The organism is Mobilicoccus sp., from assembly GCF_032060985.1.
Taxonomy (GTDB): domain Bacteria; phylum Actinomycetota; class Actinomycetes; order Actinomycetales; family Dermatophilaceae; genus Mobilicoccus.
Window position 1 is genome coordinate 128071 of sequence record NZ_DAMBGD010000005.1, and the last position, 16751, is coordinate 144821.

At 69.3% G+C, this 16751-nt stretch carries 15 protein-coding genes; 9 read left to right on the forward strand and 6 right to left on the reverse strand.

Annotation, left to right across the window (positions count from 1 at the left end; genetic code table 11):
- Nucleotides 1–51 precede the first annotated feature (51 nt).
- A complete protein-coding gene (locus RT054_RS06125) occupies nucleotides 52–1551 on the forward strand; it encodes a sensor histidine kinase (RefSeq protein WP_313022595.1) in 1500 nt (499 codons plus the stop codon).
- A 231-nt stretch (nucleotides 1552–1782) separates the two neighbouring features.
- Here the strand turns inward: RT054_RS06125 and RT054_RS06130 are convergent, their stop codons facing one another.
- Nucleotides 1783–2031 (reverse strand): WhiB family transcriptional regulator, encoded by a 249-nt coding sequence (locus tag RT054_RS06130; protein WP_009482385.1) that lies wholly within the window; start codon nucleotides 2029–2031, stop codon nucleotides 1783–1785.
- A 434-nt stretch (nucleotides 2032–2465) separates the two neighbouring features.
- On the opposite strand from RT054_RS06130, the gene RT054_RS06135 reads away from it, so the two are divergent.
- Nucleotides 2466–3956 (forward strand): nitronate monooxygenase, encoded by a 1491-nt coding sequence (locus tag RT054_RS06135; RefSeq protein ID WP_313022596.1) that lies wholly within the window; start codon nucleotides 2466–2468, stop codon nucleotides 3954–3956.
- 73 nt (nucleotides 3957–4029) lie between these two features.
- Here the strand turns inward: RT054_RS06135 and RT054_RS06140 are convergent, their stop codons facing one another.
- Nucleotides 4030–4206, reverse strand: a complete 177-nt coding sequence (locus RT054_RS06140) for a hypothetical protein (protein WP_312721569.1) — start codon at nucleotides 4204–4206, stop codon at nucleotides 4030–4032.
- A gap of 124 nt (nucleotides 4207–4330) precedes the next feature.
- On the opposite strand from RT054_RS06140, the gene RT054_RS06145 reads away from it, so the two are divergent.
- The 5 genes from RT054_RS06145 (at nucleotide 4331) to RT054_RS06165 (ending at nucleotide 10733) form a co-directional block, all read left to right on the forward strand.
- Nucleotides 4331–5590, forward strand: a complete 1260-nt coding sequence (locus tag RT054_RS06145) for a phospholipase D-like domain-containing protein (protein ID WP_313022598.1) — start codon at nucleotides 4331–4333, stop codon at nucleotides 5588–5590.
- A gap of 32 nt (nucleotides 5591–5622) precedes the next feature.
- Nucleotides 5623–6738, forward strand: a complete 1116-nt coding sequence (prfB, locus tag RT054_RS06150; RefSeq protein WP_312721565.1) for a peptide chain release factor 2 — start codon at nucleotides 5623–5625, stop codon at nucleotides 6736–6738.
- 41 nt (nucleotides 6739–6779) lie between these two features.
- Nucleotides 6780–7586: a Cof-type HAD-IIB family hydrolase gene (locus RT054_RS06155; RefSeq protein ID WP_313022599.1), complete on the forward strand. Its 807-nt coding sequence runs from the start codon at nucleotides 6780–6782 to the stop codon at nucleotides 7584–7586.
- A 125-nt stretch (nucleotides 7587–7711) separates the two neighbouring features.
- Nucleotides 7712–9145: a sodium/glutamate symporter gene (locus tag RT054_RS06160; RefSeq protein ID WP_313022601.1), complete on the forward strand. Its 1434-nt coding sequence runs from the start codon at nucleotides 7712–7714 to the stop codon at nucleotides 9143–9145.
- Nucleotides 9146–9278: 133 nt separating this feature from the next.
- The gene (locus tag RT054_RS06165) at nucleotides 9279–10733 is read left to right on the forward strand and encodes a sodium/glutamate symporter (protein ID WP_313022603.1); all 1455 of its coding nucleotides are present in this window, start codon (nucleotides 9279–9281) and stop codon (nucleotides 10731–10733) included.
- Nucleotides 10734–10779: 46 nt separating this feature from the next.
- On the opposite strand, the gene RT054_RS06170 is transcribed toward RT054_RS06165, so the two are convergent.
- The 4 genes from RT054_RS06170 to RT054_RS06185 are packed head-to-tail and all read right to left on the reverse strand — an operon-like array spanning nucleotide 10780 to nucleotide 14560.
- Complete coding sequence (locus tag RT054_RS06170) at nucleotides 10780–11148, reverse strand: biotin/lipoyl-containing protein (protein ID WP_312722747.1); 369 nt, start codon at nucleotides 11146–11148, stop codon at nucleotides 10780–10782.
- A 28-nt stretch (nucleotides 11149–11176) separates the two neighbouring features.
- The gene (locus RT054_RS06175) at nucleotides 11177–11446 is read right to left on the reverse strand and encodes a hypothetical protein (RefSeq protein WP_312722748.1); all 270 of its coding nucleotides are present in this window, start codon (nucleotides 11444–11446) and stop codon (nucleotides 11177–11179) included.
- Between the two features lie 25 nt (nucleotides 11447–11471).
- The gene (locus RT054_RS06180) at nucleotides 11472–13037 is read right to left on the reverse strand and encodes a carboxyl transferase domain-containing protein (RefSeq protein WP_313022604.1); all 1566 of its coding nucleotides are present in this window, start codon (nucleotides 13035–13037) and stop codon (nucleotides 11472–11474) included.
- 23 nt (nucleotides 13038–13060) lie between these two features.
- Nucleotides 13061–14560 carry a methylmalonyl-CoA carboxytransferase subunit 5S gene (locus RT054_RS06185; protein WP_313022605.1) on the reverse strand — a complete coding sequence of 500 codons (1500 nt, stop codon included), beginning with the start codon at nucleotides 14558–14560 and terminating at the stop codon, nucleotides 13061–13063.
- A gap of 336 nt (nucleotides 14561–14896) precedes the next feature.
- On the opposite strand from RT054_RS06185, the gene ftsE reads away from it, so the two are divergent.
- Both ftsE and ftsX read left to right on the forward strand, forming a co-directional pair.
- On the forward strand, nucleotides 14897–15757 hold the full coding sequence (gene ftsE, locus RT054_RS06190; RefSeq protein WP_313022607.1) for a cell division ATP-binding protein FtsE: 861 nt from the start codon (nucleotides 14897–14899) through the stop codon (nucleotides 15755–15757).
- Complete coding sequence (gene ftsX, locus RT054_RS06195) at nucleotides 15754–16662, forward strand: permease-like cell division protein FtsX (RefSeq protein WP_313022608.1); 909 nt, start codon at nucleotides 15754–15756, stop codon at nucleotides 16660–16662. Before ftsE ends, ftsX begins: the two co-directional genes overlap by 4 nt.
- Nucleotides 16663–16751 lie beyond the last annotated feature (89 nt).

Genomic DNA, 16751 nt, shown 5'->3' on the forward strand with positions numbered 1-16751 from the left:
CGCATACGAGGCGCCGTGGGCGTCGGCGTCTTCCTGGCTAGGCTGTCACGCATGCCCTCGTTGAGCAGCAGCCTCGAACGCGTCGGGATGCCGGCCGTGGACGCCGACTGGCTCCATCACCTCGTGGGGGACTGGCAGCTCGTCTCGGACCTGTCCTTCGCCGATCTCGTCCTGTGGGTGCGTGAGCCCGACCTCGGCACGTGGACGTGTCTCACCCACGTGCGACCGAACACCGGCCCGCTCGTGTTCTACGAGGACATGGTCGGCCAGCCGGCCGGGCCCCGGCGGGCGCAGCTGCTCGTGCGGTGCCTCGCCGAGGGGCGCCTCGTCGTCGAGGAGCGGCCCGAGTGGCTCAACGACATGCCCCTGCGGGAGGAGGCGATCCCCGTCGTGCGCGACGGGCGTTGTCTCGCGGTGATGACGCGACACTCCAACCTCGGTGCGATGCGCTCCCCGAGCCGCCTGGAGACGACGTACCGTGCGACGGCCGACACGATCATCGGGATGATCGCCACCGGAGACTTCCCGCAGGTGAGCGCCACGGCCGATCGTCGTCGCGGAACCCCTCGGGTGGGGGACGGGGTGATGCGCCTCGATCTCGACGGGATCATCACCTACGCGAGTCCGAACGTCATCTCCTCGCTGCACCGCTTCGGCGAGCACGGTCGGGTGCTCGGCGACTACCTCAGCCGGATCGTCACCGAGGGAATCGAGGATCGTTCCGTCGTCGAGGAGTCCCTTCCGCTCGTCCTCACCGGCAAGGCCGCGATGCGCGCCGAGATCGAGGGTTCGGGCACCAACCTCGCGCTCCGTTCGGTCCCGCTCAGCGACAACGGGGAACGCGTCGGGGCCCTCGTCCTCGTTCGTGACGTGAGCGAACTGCGGCGCCGGGAGCGGGAACTGCTCACCAAGGACGCGACGATCCGCGAGATCCACCACCGGGTCAAGAACAACCTGCAGACGGTCGCGGCCCTGCTTCGCCTCCAGTCGCGGCGGGTCGACGACGACCTCGCCCGGGAGGCGCTCGCCGAGGCCGAACGGCGCATCGGCACGATCGCGCTGGTCCACGACACGCTCAGCCGCACGATCGACGAGGCCGTCGACTTCGACGACATCGTCTCCCGCGCGTTCGCCTCGATCGTCGAGGTCGCGGGGCGGGGGGCCGCGGTCACCGGGGAGTTCGAGGGCAGCTTCGGCAGGGTCGCCGCCGAGGACGCGAACGCGCTGGCGATGGTCGTCACCGAGCTCGTGCACAACGCGGTCGAACACGGGCTCGACGGCAACGGCGGGGGAGTCGTGCGCATCCGCGCCGCGCGCCGTCGGGTGGCGGACGAGCAGCGCCTCACCGTCGACGTCGAGGACGACGGCGCCGGTCTCCCCGAGGGGTTCAGTCCGGGGCGCTCGGGCCTCGGGACTCGCATCGTCAGCGCCCTCGTGCAGGACCTGCGGGGATGGATCCGCTGGGAGACACGTCGGAGCGGTGGCACCCGCGCCACGTTCGAGGCGCGCCTGCGACCGATCACGGGGACCGAGCGCGTCGCGACGATGTGAGCGATGAGCAGCGCCGTCCACCGAGGGATCCGTCGGTGCTACCTCTGCACGCGCGACGCCTCTGCCCCCCTGACGACCAGGCACTCCCGACGATCAGGCACCTACGACGACGCCGCACCCACGACGACGCCGCACACACGACGACGTCGACCGGCCGCGCGATGCGGCCGGTCGACGTCGAGATGAGCGGTCGCCCCCGAAGGTCGAGGGGCCCGGTGTGGGACCCGGCTCTCAGCCGGCCCGACGGGCGCGGGCGTTGCGGCGCTTGAGCGCGCGACGCTCGTCCTCGGACAGGCCGCCCCAGACGCCGGCGTCCTGGCCGGACTCGAGCGCCCACTTGAGGCACGTGTCCTGCACCTCGCATCGACGGCAGACGGCCTTGGCCTCCTCGATCTGCATGAGGGCAGGACCGGTGTTGCCGATGGGGAAGAAGAGTTCGGGGTCCTCGTCCAAACATGCAGCCCGGTTACGCCAGTCCATGCGGAATGCTCCTTGCCTTGCGTCGCCGACCTTCGTCGGCTGTGGAGGTCCCTGCCGGGCGCGGCGGGACCGGTGTCGAAAACGGTGATCTCGCGGAGGAGATGACATGAGTACGGGGAGCCGTGGGGCCCTCGTCGGCCCTCGGACCCCCCGGTGGGTGCACACGGACCAACGTCCCGAGTCCGGTGCTTGTTCCTCAAGACTCACAGAGATGGCGGGGCAATACAAGAGTCGACTGCAGTTTTGCGCATCACAACGTGGGTGAGCTGAAGCACAGAGGACTCGAGATGAGTATATGGCATCTCTACGAACCGGCTGGTCGAGCGTTCGGAGCAAAGTGACCGGTCCGTATCGCGGTATCGGGGATGCAGGGGTGATGAGCCGATCCTAGATTACCTACGTTCACGTAGGTTACGACTCCGGAGGTTTCGACGATGAGCTCACCCGAGGCGGCCACGAGCCGCGCCGATGCCCCGACGATCATCCAGGGGGGCATGGGCGTGGCCGTCTCCTCCTGGGGTCTGGCACGTGCGGTCGCCCGAACGGGGCAGCTCGGCGTCGTCTCCGGTACCGCGCTCGATGCGGTCCTGGCCCGTTCGCTGCAGGACGGGGATCCCGGCGGTCACCGCCGTCGCGCCCTCGAGCACTTTCCCGACCAGGACATGGCGGCGCGCGCGATCGAGCGCTACTACCGTCCCGACGGGCGTGGGGGACGTCCGTACCGGCCCAACCCGACGCTCACCGTCACCCCGAGCGTGGCCGCCGTGGAGCTGAGCATCCTCGGCAACTTCGTCGAGGTGTGGCTCGCCAAGGAGGGGCACGACGGGCTGATCGGCATCAACTTCCTCGAGAAGATCCAGATGGGCACGCCGACCTCGGCCCTGGGCGCGATGATCGCCGGGGTGGACCGGGTGCTCATGGGCGCCGGCATCCCGCGCGAGATCCCGCGGCTGCTGCGCGACCTCGAGGCCGGCCGCGAGGGTGGCGTGACGATCGACGTGGTCGGGGCGAGCCGGCGGCACGTGAGCACCGTGGACCCGGTGGCGACGTTGGGCGCCGCGCTGCCGACCCTGCGCCGCCCGTCGTTCTACGCGATCGTCTCGTTGCACTCGCTCGCCACCTACCTGTACCGCGACCCCGACATCCGCCCCGACGGGTTCGTCGTCGAGGGCCCGCCCGCCGGTGGTCACTCCGCCCCACCCCGGGGACGTCTCACGCTGGACGACCGGGGTGAACCGATCTACGGGCCCCGTGACGCCGCCGACCTCGCGGCGATCGACAAGCTCGGCCTCCCGTTCTGGCTCGCCGGCGCCCACGGCACCCCCGAGGGGGTCGCCGCCGCCCTCGAGACCGGGGCCGCGGGCGTGCAGGCCGGCACGGTGTTCGCCCTCAGCGAGGACTCCGGCCTCGACCCCCGCGTGCGCGAGCGGTTGGTGGACGCGTTGCGTCGCGACGCCCTCGTCGTGCGCAACGACCCCCGGGCCTCGCCGACCGGCTTCCCGTTCAAGATCGCGAACGTTCCCGACACCATGGCCGAGCGGGACACCTACGAGGCGCGTCCGCGCCTGTGCGACCTGTCCTACCTGCGCACGCCGTACGAGCGTCCCGACGGCAGCCTCGGCTACCGATGCGCCAGCGAGCCCGTCGACGCCTACCTCAAGAAGGGCGGCGCGGTCGAGGAGACCGTCGGCCGCATGTGCCTGTGCAACGGGCTCATGGCGAACATCGGCATCGGGCAGGAACGCAAGGACGGCTACGTCGAGGCGCCCGCCGTGACCCTGGGCCAGGACCTCGAGGGCGCCCATCGCCTGCTCGAGGCGCACCCGGGCGGCTGGAGTGCGGTGGAGGCGGTGGAGTGGCTCACCTCCCGACTCGACCCCGCGGCCCTCTCCCGGGCCGAGGCGGTCACGGTGGCCGCGCGGTAGCCCCGCCGCGATCCGAACGACGCGACGGCCCGCCCGACGGGTTCGGCGGGGGCGCCCGACCGTCGGACGTCGGTCATCTGATCTCGACGCGTCGCCATTCCTCGCTGCGGTAGAAGCGGCGGACCTCCTCCCAGTACCCGGCACGGAGGAAGGAGACCTTGAGCGTGCCGCTGTAGGGGTCGCGTTCGGCGGTCCACGCACCGTCGCCGGGGGTGCCGAACTCCTCGACCCGCCCGTCGCGTCGTGTCACCCGTACCCCCACGCCGATCCCTCCCCGCTCGTCCGGACTCGCCGTCGCCACCGTCCTCATCGGCAACGGAGGAGCCGATCGCTGTCGGTTACGTTGGGTGTATGGGGTCCATGAGGTCTACGTCATGAGTGGAGGCCGCCTCCGTCGTCGGCTGCACACGGTCGCGCGGGCGGCCGGGTGGTACGCCGCGGTGACCTCGACGGCGCAGGTCGCGGCCGTGGTCGGAGTCGTCGCCGTCGACGAGATCCGCAAGCGTCGCAACCCTCCGCCGGGCGGGTACGCCTCCCAGCCGCCGGTGGCCGTCGACGTCGGCGGCTCCGGCATCACGACGTACACCTCCGGGCGGGATCTGTACGAAGCGATGCTCAGTGCCATCGAGGGCGCCCAGCACACGATCTACTTCGAGTCCTACATCTGGAAGGCCGACGACGTCGGACAGGGGTTCAAGGACGCCCTCGTCGCCGCGTCGCAGCGCGGGGTGGCGGTGTACGTCGTCTACGACGCGTTCGCCAACCTCGTCGTGCCGCCCTCGTTCTACCGACTGCCCGCACCGATCCACGTCCTGCGGTTCCCGGTCCTGCGGTCCGCGATGATCACCCGCCCCGGGATCCGCAGCCTCGGACGCGACCACCGCAAGATCCTCGTCGTCGACTCGGCGACCGGATTCGTCGGGGGGTACAACATCGGCCGTCTCTACGCCGACCACTGGCGTGACACCCATCTGCGCGTGCAGGGCCCGGCGGTGTGGGAGCTCGACAACGCGTTCTGCGACTTCTGGAACCAGTACCGGGGCCGTCACCTTCCGGCGTTGCCCGATCGGGGAGCGGCGTCGTGGGACGCCCGTACCGAGGCGGCCAGCAACGCGCCGAGCCGGTTGCTCTTCCCCGTCCGCGGGATCTATCTCAAGGCCATCGACCGCGCCTCGGAGCGCGTCTACATCACCCAGGCCTACTTCATCCCCGACGAGGAGATCCTCGCCTCGCTGCTCGCCGCGGCCCGGCGCGGGGTCGACGTGCGGGTCATCGTGCCGGAATACAGCAACCACGTCGTCGCCGACTGGGTCGCGCGCGGCTACTTCGGGCGCCTGCTCGCGGGCGGGGTGTCGATCTGGTTGTACCGGAACGCGATGGTGCACGCGAAGACGGCGACCGTCGACGGTCGGTGGAGCACGGTGGGCACGGCGAACATCGACCGCCTGTCCCTCACCGGCAACTACGAGGTCAACCTCGAGGTGTACAGCGACGAGCAGGCCGCGGAGATGGAGCGCATCTTCGAGATGGATCTCGGCAACTGTCGACGCCTCACCTACGAGGAGTGGGCGAGGCGGCACCACCTCGCCCGCGTCGTCGAGCGGCTGCTCAAGCCTCTGCAACCGCTGCTCTGAGCGCGACGCGTTCTCGCGTAGGCTTGACCCTCGTGGCTATCGATTTCGCGCAAGAACTCAAGGACCTCAGATCGACGATGGCGTCGGTCCGCGAGGTCACCGATCTCGATGCCCTGCGAGCGCAGATCACCGATCTCGAGAAGCAGTCGGTGGCGCCCGACCTCTGGGACGACCAGGAGAACGCGCAGCGCGTGACGAGCAGCCTGTCACGGGCCAACGCCGAGCTCGAGCGGGTCGAGGGCATGGACGCGCGCATCGACGACCTCGAGGCGCTCGTCGAGATGGGCACCGAGGACGGTGGCGACGCCGAGACCCTCGAGGAGGCCGCGGCCGAGCTCACGGCGGTCAAGAAGGCCGTCGGTGAGCTCGAGGTGCGCACGCTGCTCTCGGGGGAGTACGACCAGCGTGAGGCGGTCGTGACGATCCGCGCGGGTGCCGGCGGCGTCGACGCGGCGGACTTCGCCGAGATGCTCCTGCGCATGTACCTGCGGTGGGCCGAGCGTCACGAGTACCCGACGAAGGTCATGGACACCTCCTACGCCGAGGAGGCGGGCATCAAGTCCGCGACGTTCGAGATCAACGTGCCCTATGCCTACGGCAACCTCTCGGTCGAGGCCGGCACCCACCGCCTCGTGCGCATCAGTCCGTTCGACAACCAGGGCCGCCGGCAGACCTCCTTCGCCGCGGTCGAGGTCGTACCGCTCATCGAGCAGACCGACCACATCGAGATCCCCGAGAACGACCTCAAGATCGACGTGTTCCGGTCCTCGGGCCCCGGTGGTCAGAGCGTCAACACGACGGACTCGGCCGTGCGCATGACCCACATCCCCACCGGCACGGTCGTCTCGATGCAGAACGAGAAGAGCCAGATCCAGAACCGCGCCGCCGCGCTCCGGGTCATGCAGTCCCGGTTGCTGCTGCTCAAGCGCGCCGAGGAGGCCGCCCTCAACAAGGAGCTCGCGGGAGACGTCAAGGCGAGCTGGGGCGACCAGATGCGTTCCTACGTCCTGCACCCCTACCAGATGGTCAAGGACCTGCGCACCGAGTTCGAGGTCGGCAACACGAGCGCCGTGTTCGACGGTGACATCGACGGGTTCATGGAGGCGGGCATCCGCTGGAAGCTCGCCCAGCAGCGCGACGAGGGCTGAGCCCGGTGGCCCCCTCCGCTCCCGGCCCGCCGTCGCCGACGATGCCCGACCACCCCGTCGACGTCCGACTCGTCGCCCTCGACATGGACGGCACACTGATCGGCCCGGACGGGCGGGTGCCGCCCTCGTTCTGGCCCCTGCTGGAGCAGATGGTCGACCGGGGGATCGTCGTCGTGGCGGCGAGCGGACGGCAGTACGCGACGCTGCGCACGTTGTTCGGGGAGGCGGCCTCGGGCATGGGGTTCGTCGCCGAGAACGGCACGCTCGTCGCCTACCGCGACGAGATCCTCGCGACGGACACCGTCGCGCCCGAGGCCGCGGCCGGGCTCGTGCGGGCCGCACGCACGGCGGCACGGGAGCGCGACATCGGCACCGTGTTCTGCGGTGTGAGATCGGGGTACATCGAGCGTCACGACGCGCGGTTCCACGACGAGGTCGCGATCTACTACGAGGCGCTGGAGCTCATCGACGACCTCCTCGACGTCGACGACCGGGCCCTCAAGGTCTCCTTCTTCGACGTCGACTCCGCCCCGGACGCGGCGCCGTTCTTCGCACCGTTCACGGACACCCAGCAGGTCGTCGTGTCCGGGCCGCACTGGATCGACGTGATGAACCCCGGGGTGCACAAGGGTTCGGGCCTCGACCGGCTGCGCACCCTCCTCGGCCTGCAGCGCGACCAGATCGTCGCCTTCGGCGACTACCACAACGACCTCGAGCTGCTCGACGCCGCCGGGTACTCGTTCGCGATGGCCAACGGCCACCCCGACGTGCATGCCCGCGCCCGCTACATCGCGCCTCCGAACACCGAGGCGGGCGTCGTCACCGTTCTCCGGGAGCTGCTGGGCTGACCAGCTGGCCTCGATGGTCTCGTTCCGGTGACATCGGGGCGATCCGCGCGGGCAACCCACCGCGAGACGGGTTCCGCCGTCTACCTTGGGGCATCCGGACCCCAAGCGTGGCGAGGAGGGCCTCGATGTCGGCGGACACGATCGGGCTGGCTCTGGTGCTGTTGGGGCTCATCCTGCTGGTGGCGAAGGGCATCAGGGTCAGCACGCCCCTGGTCCAGAAGCTCTTCCTGCCCAGTTCGATCATCGGCGGCGCCGTGGCGCTCCTGCTCGGTCCCGAGGTGCTCGGCGCCCTGGGCGAGAGGATGGGCACCGACCGCTTCGCCGAGGCCGGGATCTACACCCCGGAGATCCTCGACGTGTGGAGCGCGCTGCCCGGCCTGCTCATCAGCGTCATCTTCGCCACCTTGTTCCTCGGCTCGGAGATCCCCCACCCCAAGCGCGTGTTCCGCCTGGTCGGACCGCAGATGTCGATGGGCGTGACCTTCGCCTCCGGGCAGTACGTGCTGGGCCTCGCCCTCGCCGCCGCCGTCCTCGTCCCCTTCTTCGGTGCCAGCCCCATGGTCGGCGCCCTCATCGAGCTCGGTTTCGAGGGCGGGCACGGCACCGCGGCCGGCATGCGGGGCGTCATGGAGGATCTCGGCTTCCCCGAGGGATCCGATCTCGCCCTCGCCATCGCCACGGTCGGCGTCGTCGGCGGCATCATCATCGGTGTCGGCCTCATCAACTGGGCGGTGCGGACCGGACGCACCGAGTGCCTGCACGGCGACCTCGACCAGTCGTTGGAGGAACAGCGCGGGCTGTTCAGGGACGACGAGAACTACCCCGCCGCGACGATGACCTCGCGCCCGTCCTCAATCGAACCCCTGGCGCTCCACTTCGCCTTCATCTCCCTGGCCGTCGTCATCGGGATCCTGCTGCTGGAGGGGGCCCGGGGGCTGGAGCAGCGGTTCTGGGCCGAGACCATCGAGATCTTCGAGTTCGTGCCGCTCTTCCCACTCGCCATGCTCGGCGTCCTCGTCCAGATCGTGCTGGACAAGACCGGGCGAGGCGGCATCATCGACCACCAGATGATGTTGCGGATCCAGGGGCTGGCACTCGACATCCTCATCGTGAGCGCCCTCGCGACCCTCTCGCTGGCGGCCATCGCCGACAACTGGCAGCCCTTCCTCATCCTGTCGGTGGCCGGGCTGGCCTGGAGTGTCCTCGCCCTGTTGCTGCTGGCGCCGCGGGTCATCGGCAGGTACTGGTTCGAGCGGGGGATCGGTGACTTCGGGCAGTCGATGGGCGTCACCGCGACCGGTCTCATCCTCATGCGGATCGCCGACCCGGAGAACGAATCCCCGGCGTACGAGGCGTTCGGGTACAAGCAGCTGGCCTTCGAGCCGTTCTTCGGCGGTGGCCTCATCACCGCCGCCGCCATCCCGCTCATCTACAACTTCGGCGTGATGCCGCTGCTCATCGCCATGTCGGTGGTGCTCGTCGTCTCGATCGGCACCGGCCTGTTGTACTTCGCCCCCAAGGCCAAGAAGGAGTTGGCCGCCGAGACCGCCTCGGCCTGAGCACGGGACACGTCGGTCGGGGTCACGGACTCCACGTCCCCGCCAGGCCCCACCGCTCCTCCCGGCCCCCCTACCGTGGGGCGACCACGACGTGGTCCGCGCCCACCGCGACGCACGACGAGAGAAGGTCGACATGTCCGCCGACGTCATCGGGTTCGCGCTTCTGCTGCTGGGTTTCATCCTGCTCATCGGCAAGGCCATCAGGATCACCACGGGGTGGGTGCAGAAGCTGTTCCTGCCCAGTTCGATCATCGCCGGGTTCCTGGGGCTGCTGGCCGGGCCGCAGGTGCTGGGCCGGCTGGCCGAGTCGCTGGGCATCGGCGGCTTCGCCGAGGCGGGGCTGTTCACCCCCGAGATCCTCGACGTGTGGCGGGCGCTGCCCGGGCTGCTCATCAGCGTCGTCTTCGCCACGCTCTTCCTCGGCGAGAAGCTGCCCAGCCCCAAGCGCGTCGGGCGACTCGTCGGGCCCCAGCTGTCGATGGGTGTCATCTTCGGCTCCGGGCAGTACGTCGTCGGACTTCTGCTCGCCGTGGCACTGCTCGTGCCCTTCTTCGGCGCCAACCCGATGGTCGGCGCCCTCATCGAGATGGGTTTCGAGGGTGGGCACGGCACCGCCGCCGGGATGCGCTCCTCGATGGAGAGCCTCGGGTTCCCCGAAGGCGCCGACCTCGCGCTCGCGATCGCGACCGTCGGCGTCGTCGGTGGCGTCATCCTCGGTGTCGGGCTCATCAACTGGGCGGTGCGCACCGGGCGCACCGAGTGCCTGCAGGGCACCGTGGAACAGTCCCTCGAGGAGCAGCGCGGGCTGTTTCGGCACGACGAGAACTACCCCGCCGCGACGATGACCTCGCGGCCCTCCTCGATCGAGCCGCTGTCGTTGCACTTCGCCTTCATCGCCGTGGCGATCCTCATCGGCGTGGGACTGCTGGCGGCGCTGCAATGGATCGAGCAGCACACCCTCACCGCGTGGACCGACTTCGAGCTGTTCGCCCATGTGCCGCTGTTCCCGCTCGCGATGCTCGGCGGCGTGGTCGTGCAGCTCATCCTGGACAAGACCGGTCGCGGCGGCCTCGTCGATCAGCAGATGATGCTGCGCATCCAGGGCCTTGCCCTCGACGTCCTCATCGTCAGCGCGCTCGCGACGCTGTCGCTCACCGCCATCGCCGAGAACTGGCAGCCGTTCCTCGTCCTCGTCGTCGCCGGCATCGTCTTCAACGTCTTCGTGCTGCTCGCCCTCGCCCCTCGGATCATCGGCAGGTACTGGTTCGAGCGGGGGATCGGTGACTTCGGGCAGTCGATGGGCGTCACCGCGACCGGTCTCATCCTCATGCGGATCGCCGACCCGGAGAACGAGTCCCCGGCGTACGAGGCGTTCGGGTACAAGCAGCTCGTCTTCGAGCCGTTCTTCGGCGGTGGTCTCATCACGGCGGCCGCGATCCCGTTCATCTACACCTTCGGGCCGGTGCCCGTGCTCGTGACGATGGCCGTGGTGTTCGTCGCAGCGCTCGGCGTCGGCCTGTTCTATTACGCGCCGCGGTCCGCGCGCGCCCGGCAGGCCGAGACACGCGAAACGGCCGGACACGCCTGAGCGTGTCCGGCCGTTCCGGTGCGTGCCTGCGGCAGCGCCGGCAGTCCTACTCCTCGGCCCACTCGATGAGGACCTGGCCACCCTGGACCGCGTCGCCGACGGCCACGTCGACCGCGCCGATGGTGCCGTCCTTGGGGGCCGTGACCTCGGTCTCCATCTTCATCGCCTCGAGGACGAGGAGGGTCTCACCGGAGGTGACCTGCTGACCCGCCTCGACGAGCACCTTGACGACGGTGCCGGCGAGGTTCGCGGTGAGCGCGTTGGAGGCGCTCGCGGGCGACTTCAGCGTCGTGGGGGCGACCCCGTGGGCGCTCATGCTGCCCACGAGCACCGCCCCGAGGGAGGGGGTCTTCTCTTCTTCGACCTCGACGTCCACGTCGTATTCCGTGCCGTCGACCGTAACCTTGAGCTTCATCTGTTCAGACCTCGTGATCTCGGGCGCGTCACCGCGTACCGAACGCGGCGTGCGAGTGGTGGATGTCGGACCGTGCCTGAGCCGCCCACGTCTGGCCGCGGCGGACGCGGACCTTCTTGACGACGGCGCGCTTGCCCAGGAACGCGGCGCACGCCGCGGAGATGGCGAGCACGACCTCCTCGGGCGCCTCGTCGTAGGGGTTGTACCGGTGCAGCTCGTTCTCCAGCGCGTCGATGCGGGCCGACAGCTGGGAGACGAGCTCGGTCAGCGACTCGATGGTCGCCTTGTCGTCGCTCATGCGTTCCTCCTGGACGTCGGGTCGATCACAGCGGGATGAGGCCGTGCTTCTTGGCCGGGCGCAGCTCGCGCTTGCCCGCGAGCATCTCGAGGGCGCGGGCGATGTACCGCCGCGTCTCCGCAGGCTCGATGATGGCGTCGACCTGACCACGGGCCGCGGCCACGTACGGGGTCGAGAACGCGTCGCGGTAGTGCTGCACGAGTTCCGCGCGCTTGGCCTCGGGATCCTCGGCGTTCGCGATCTCACGACGGAACACGACACCGGCGGCGCCCTCGGCGCCCATGACGGCGATCTCCGCGGTCGGCCACGCGAACACGCGGTCGGCGCCGAGGTCCTTGTTGCACATGGCGAGGTAGGAGCCGCCGTAGGCCTTGCGCAGGACGACGGTGATCTTCGGGACCGTGGCCGAACTGTATGCGTACAGCATCTTGGCTCCGTGGCGGATGATGCCGCCGTACTCCTGCGCCGTGCCGGGCAGGAACCCGGGCACGTCGACGAGGTTGACGACCGGGATGTTGAACGCGTTGCAGAACCGGATGAACTTGGCACCCTTGTCGGAGGCGTCGATGTCGAGGACGCCCGACATGTGGTTGCTCTGGTTGGCGATGAAGCCGACCGTGCGACCGGTGATGCGGCCGAACCCGACGACGATGTTCATCGCGTAGCCGGCCTGGACCTCGAGGAAGTCGCCCTGGTCGACGATCTGCGCGATGATCTCGCGGACGTCGTACCCCTTCTTGCCGTCGTCCGGGATGATGTCGTTGAGCGCCGGGTTGTCCTCGACGTCATCGTGGCCCTCGATGTACGGGGGGTCCTCGACGTTGTTGCTCGGCAGGAAGCTGAGCAGCTTCTTGGCGATGAGGATGGCCTGCTCGTCGTCGTCGGCGACGAAGTGCGTCACACCGGAGCGCCCCATGTGGGCGGCGGGGCCACCGAGATCCTCGGCCGTGACCTCTTCACCCGTGACCTGCTTGATGACGTCGGGTCCCGTGATGAACATGCGGGACGCCTTGGTCTGGATGATGAAGTCGGTGAGGGCGGGGGAGTAGACCGCGCCGCCGGCGCACGGGCCGGCGATGATCGAGACCTGCGGCACGACGCCGGAGAGCGCGACGTTCTGGTAGAACACCTTGCCGTAGCCGGAGAGGCTGTCGATGCCCTCCTGCACCCGGGCGCCGCCGGAGTCGTTGATGAAGACGAACGGGGTTCCGGTCTGCAGCGCCGAGTGCAGCGCGTTGGCGACCTTGACGGAGTGCATCTCACCGGCGGAACCACCGGCCACGGAGAAGTCCTGGCTGGCGATGTGCACGGGGCGACCGAACACCGTGCCGGTGCCGGTGACGACGCCGTCGGCGGGCATGACGGCCTTGTCCATGCCGAACAGGGTCGTGCGGTGCTCCGCGAACAGGCCGATCTCTTCGAAGGAGCCGGAGTCGCAGAGCTCGTCCACGCGCTCGCGGGCGGTGAGCTTGCCCTGGGCGTGCTGCTTCTCGTGGCGGGCCTCGCCGCCCCCGGCCTCCACCTCGGCACGGCGCGCGCGGAGTTCCTCGATCCGCTCCTGCATGGTCTTGGTCTTGTCGATCTGAGTCATCGGTACGTGTCTCCTTGTCACACTCAGGCAGGCTTGACTGCGACGGAGTGCTTGTGGCCGTTGAGGGTGATCTCATACTTGATCGGGCCGCGCACCGGGCCGGTGCCGGTGTCACCGGACTTGGCGGCCTTCTCGGCCTCGATCTCGGCCGGGTCCTGACCCACGTTCTTGGGGCCCTCGGGGCGGGTGCCGAAGAAGCCGGGGGCCACCTTGGGGAACATCGCGTAGGTGAGGACGTCCTCCTCACTGCCGTTGAAGCCCTCGACCTTCTCGGCCTCGGCCTGCAGGTTGTCCCACTCGGGGGCGATGCGGTCGGCCGGGCGATCGGTGATCGGCTCCTTGCCGGTCTGCTCCTTGGCCTTGGCGATGACCTCGGGGTTCATCTCGCCGATGGTGAGGCCGTAGTAGCCGAGCATGAGGTCGGCGAACTCGGCGGTGAGCACCTTGTAGCGGCCCATGAGGACGTTGAACACGGCCTGCGTCCCGACGATCTGGCTGGAGGGCGTGACCAGCGGCGGGTACCCGGCGTCCTTGCGGACGCGCGGCACCTCCTCGAGGACCTCCTGGAGCTTGTCGCCCGCACCCTGCTGGCTGAGCTGCGACTCCATGTTGGAGATCATGCCGCCGGGGATCTGGCTGTCGAAGATGTCGGTCTCGACGTTGAAGGAGGACATGAACTTGGCGTAACGGGGGCGGATCGCGGCGAAGTGGCGCTTGATGTTGCCGAGGAGTTCCTTGTCGAGGTCGGCGACGAAGCCCGTGCCCTCGAGCATCTCCTGCAGCGACTCGGTGGGGTTGTGGCCCGGGCCGAGCGACATCGAGCTGATGGCGGTGTCGACGACGTCGGCGCCGGCCTCGATGGCCTTCATCAGCGAGACGAGGGTGACGCCCGTGGTCGAGTGGCAGTGGACGTTGACCTGCATGCCGGTCTCGTCCTTGATGGCCTTGACGATGTCGTAGGCGGGCTGGGGCTTGAGCAGCGCCGCCATGTCCTTGAGGGCGATGGAGTCGGCGCCCATGTCCTGCAGCTGCTTGGCGAGCTTGACGTAGCCCTCGACGGTGTGGAGCGGGGAGGTCGTGTAGCAGACCGTGCCCTGGGCGTGCTTGCCCGACTTCTTCACGGCCGCCATGGCGTGCTCGAGGTTGCGGGGGTCGTTGAGGGCGTCGAAGACGCGGAACACGTCCATGCCGTTCTCGGCGGCCTTCTCGACGAAGTGGTCGACGACGTCGTCGCCGTAGTGGCGGTAGCCGAGGAGGTTCTGCCCGCGGAGGAGCATCTGCAGCCGACTGTTGGGCATGAGCTTGCGGAACGTGCGCAGCCGCTCCCAGGGGTCCTCGTTGAGGAACCGGATACAGGCATCGAACGTCGCACCTCCCCAGCACTCGACGCTCCAGTACCCCGCCTTGTCGATGTCCGCGCACGCGTCGACCATGTCCTCCATGGCCATGCGGGTGGCCATGAGGCTCTGGTGCGCGTCCCGGAGGGCCAGCTCTGTGACACCAATCTCACGCTCTGAGGTCATGCGTCCATGGTCGCAGAGGCCACCGTCGCAGGACAGGCCCTCCGACCATCCGGGGACCTTGGTCACCGGAGTCGCCTCGCGCGTCGGGTACGGGCCCGCACGCGCGGAGTTCGCCCCCGCGAGGTCGCTCCGGTCAGGCGCAGGTCAAGGGCGTCCCCGGATTCCGCATGGTGCACGGCTGCGTTGCGTCCTCGCGCCCCACGAGGGGCGCGATCGTCCAGGCCGCTCCCGAGATCCGGCCGTAGGCTGGTCGCACGGCCGACGGATCCGCCCGGGGGAGAGGGCGACTGCGCCGGTCCACCTGCCCATCGCACCGACCCGAGGAACCGCCTGCCGATGATCCGGTTCGACCATGTCGTCAAGACCTATCCGCGTTCGGTGCGGCCCGCACTCGACGGAATCGACCTCACGGTCGACAAGGGGGAGTTCGTGTTCCTCGTCGGGCCCTCGGGGTCGGGCAAGTCGACCATCGTGCGCCTCGCGCTGCGCGAGGAGAGGGTGACCTCCGGGACCATCGAGGTCGCGGGCCACGACCTCGGCACGATCAAGCGGCGGCACATCCCGCGGCTGCGTCGTGAGGTGGGCACGGTGTTCCAGGACTTCCGACTGCTGCCGGACAAGACCGTCGAGGCCAACGTCGCGTACGTGCTGCACGTCCTCGGAGAGAAGCCCGCCGTCGTGAACACCGCGGTCCCCGAGGCCCTCGAGACCGTCGGCCTCGCCGACCTGGCCCGTCGTCTGCCCCACCAGCTCTCCGGTGGTGAGCAGCAACGCGTCGCCATCGCCCGCGCGCTCGTGCGGCGGCCGCCGCTCCTGCTCGCCGACGAGCCGACCGGCAACCTCGACCCCGAGACGAGTCTCGAGATCGTCCGCCTGCTCGAACGCATCAACGCAGGCGGGACGACCGTCGTCATGGCGACCCACGACGACGGCATCGTCGACGAACTCCGTCGCCGCGTCGTCCAACTCGACTCCGGGCACATCGTGCGGGACGAGGCGGGAGGCGGGTATCTGCGGGCACCGGCACCCGAGTCGCCGTGGCGGGCGACGCAGGCCGGGACGTCCCGGACGGGGACGAGCACCGAGAGGACCGGGAGCACCGAGAGGACCGGGAGCACCGAGAGGACCGGGAGCACCGGGAGCGCCGAGAACACCGGGAACACCGAGAAGACCGAGCGTGAGGAGATGTCGCGATGATGCGCCCGGGTTTCCTTCTCGGTGAGGTGTGGACGGGGTTGCGCCGCAGCCTGTCGATGGCCGTCGCCGTCGTCATCGTCACCGCGACGTCGTTGTTCTTCCTCGGCGTCGGATTGCTCGCCGATCGCCAGGTCGAGGCCGCGAAGGGGTACTGGTACGACAAGGTCGAGGTGTCGATCTTCCTGTGCCCCGAACGGTCCAACGAGCCCTCCTGCGCCGCTGGTCCCGTCACGGCGCAGCAACGTGACGCCGTGCAGCTCATGCTCGAGTCGATGAAGCCGACGGTGTCCTCGATCTACTTCGAGTCTCAAGCCGAGGCGTACGCGCGGTTCAAGGAACAGTTCAAGGACAACCCGACGTTCGCCGACACCCCCGAGGCGGCCATCCCCGCGGCCTTCCGCGTCAAGCTGTCCGATCCCGCGCAGTACCCGATCATCGAGCAGACGTTCACGCCGATGCCCGGTGTCGCCGAGGTGAACGACATCCGGGAGGTGCTCGACCCACTCATCCGCGTGCTGTCACTGCTGCGGACCCTCGCGCTCGGGGTCGCGGGGGTGATGCTGGTCGCCGCCGTGCTGCTCACGTCGACGACCATCCGGCAGATCGCCTGGTCCCGGCGGCGGGAGGTCGCGATCAAGCGCATGGTCGGGGCCTCCAAGGCGTCGATCCGCGCGCCGTTCATCCTCGAGATCCTGCTCGCCTCGCTCGTCGGTGCGGGCGTCGCCGTCGCCTCGTTGTGGGCCGCCGTGCACTACGGCATCTCCACCTTCGCCGACCGTTACTCCGACTTCGCCTGGGTCGGCGGGGCCGACGTCGGCATGATCGCCGGGCCGCTCGTCGGTGTCGCCGCGGTGGTCGCGGTCGTCGTCTCCTGGTTGTCGCTCTCACGGCAGGTGCGCGTCTGAGCGTGAGCGGGGGCCCCGTGCCCGATATCGGCTCGTCGGGTCGGGGGCGCGTCACCTATCCTGAGACGTCACGTCAGCAGCGAACGGGG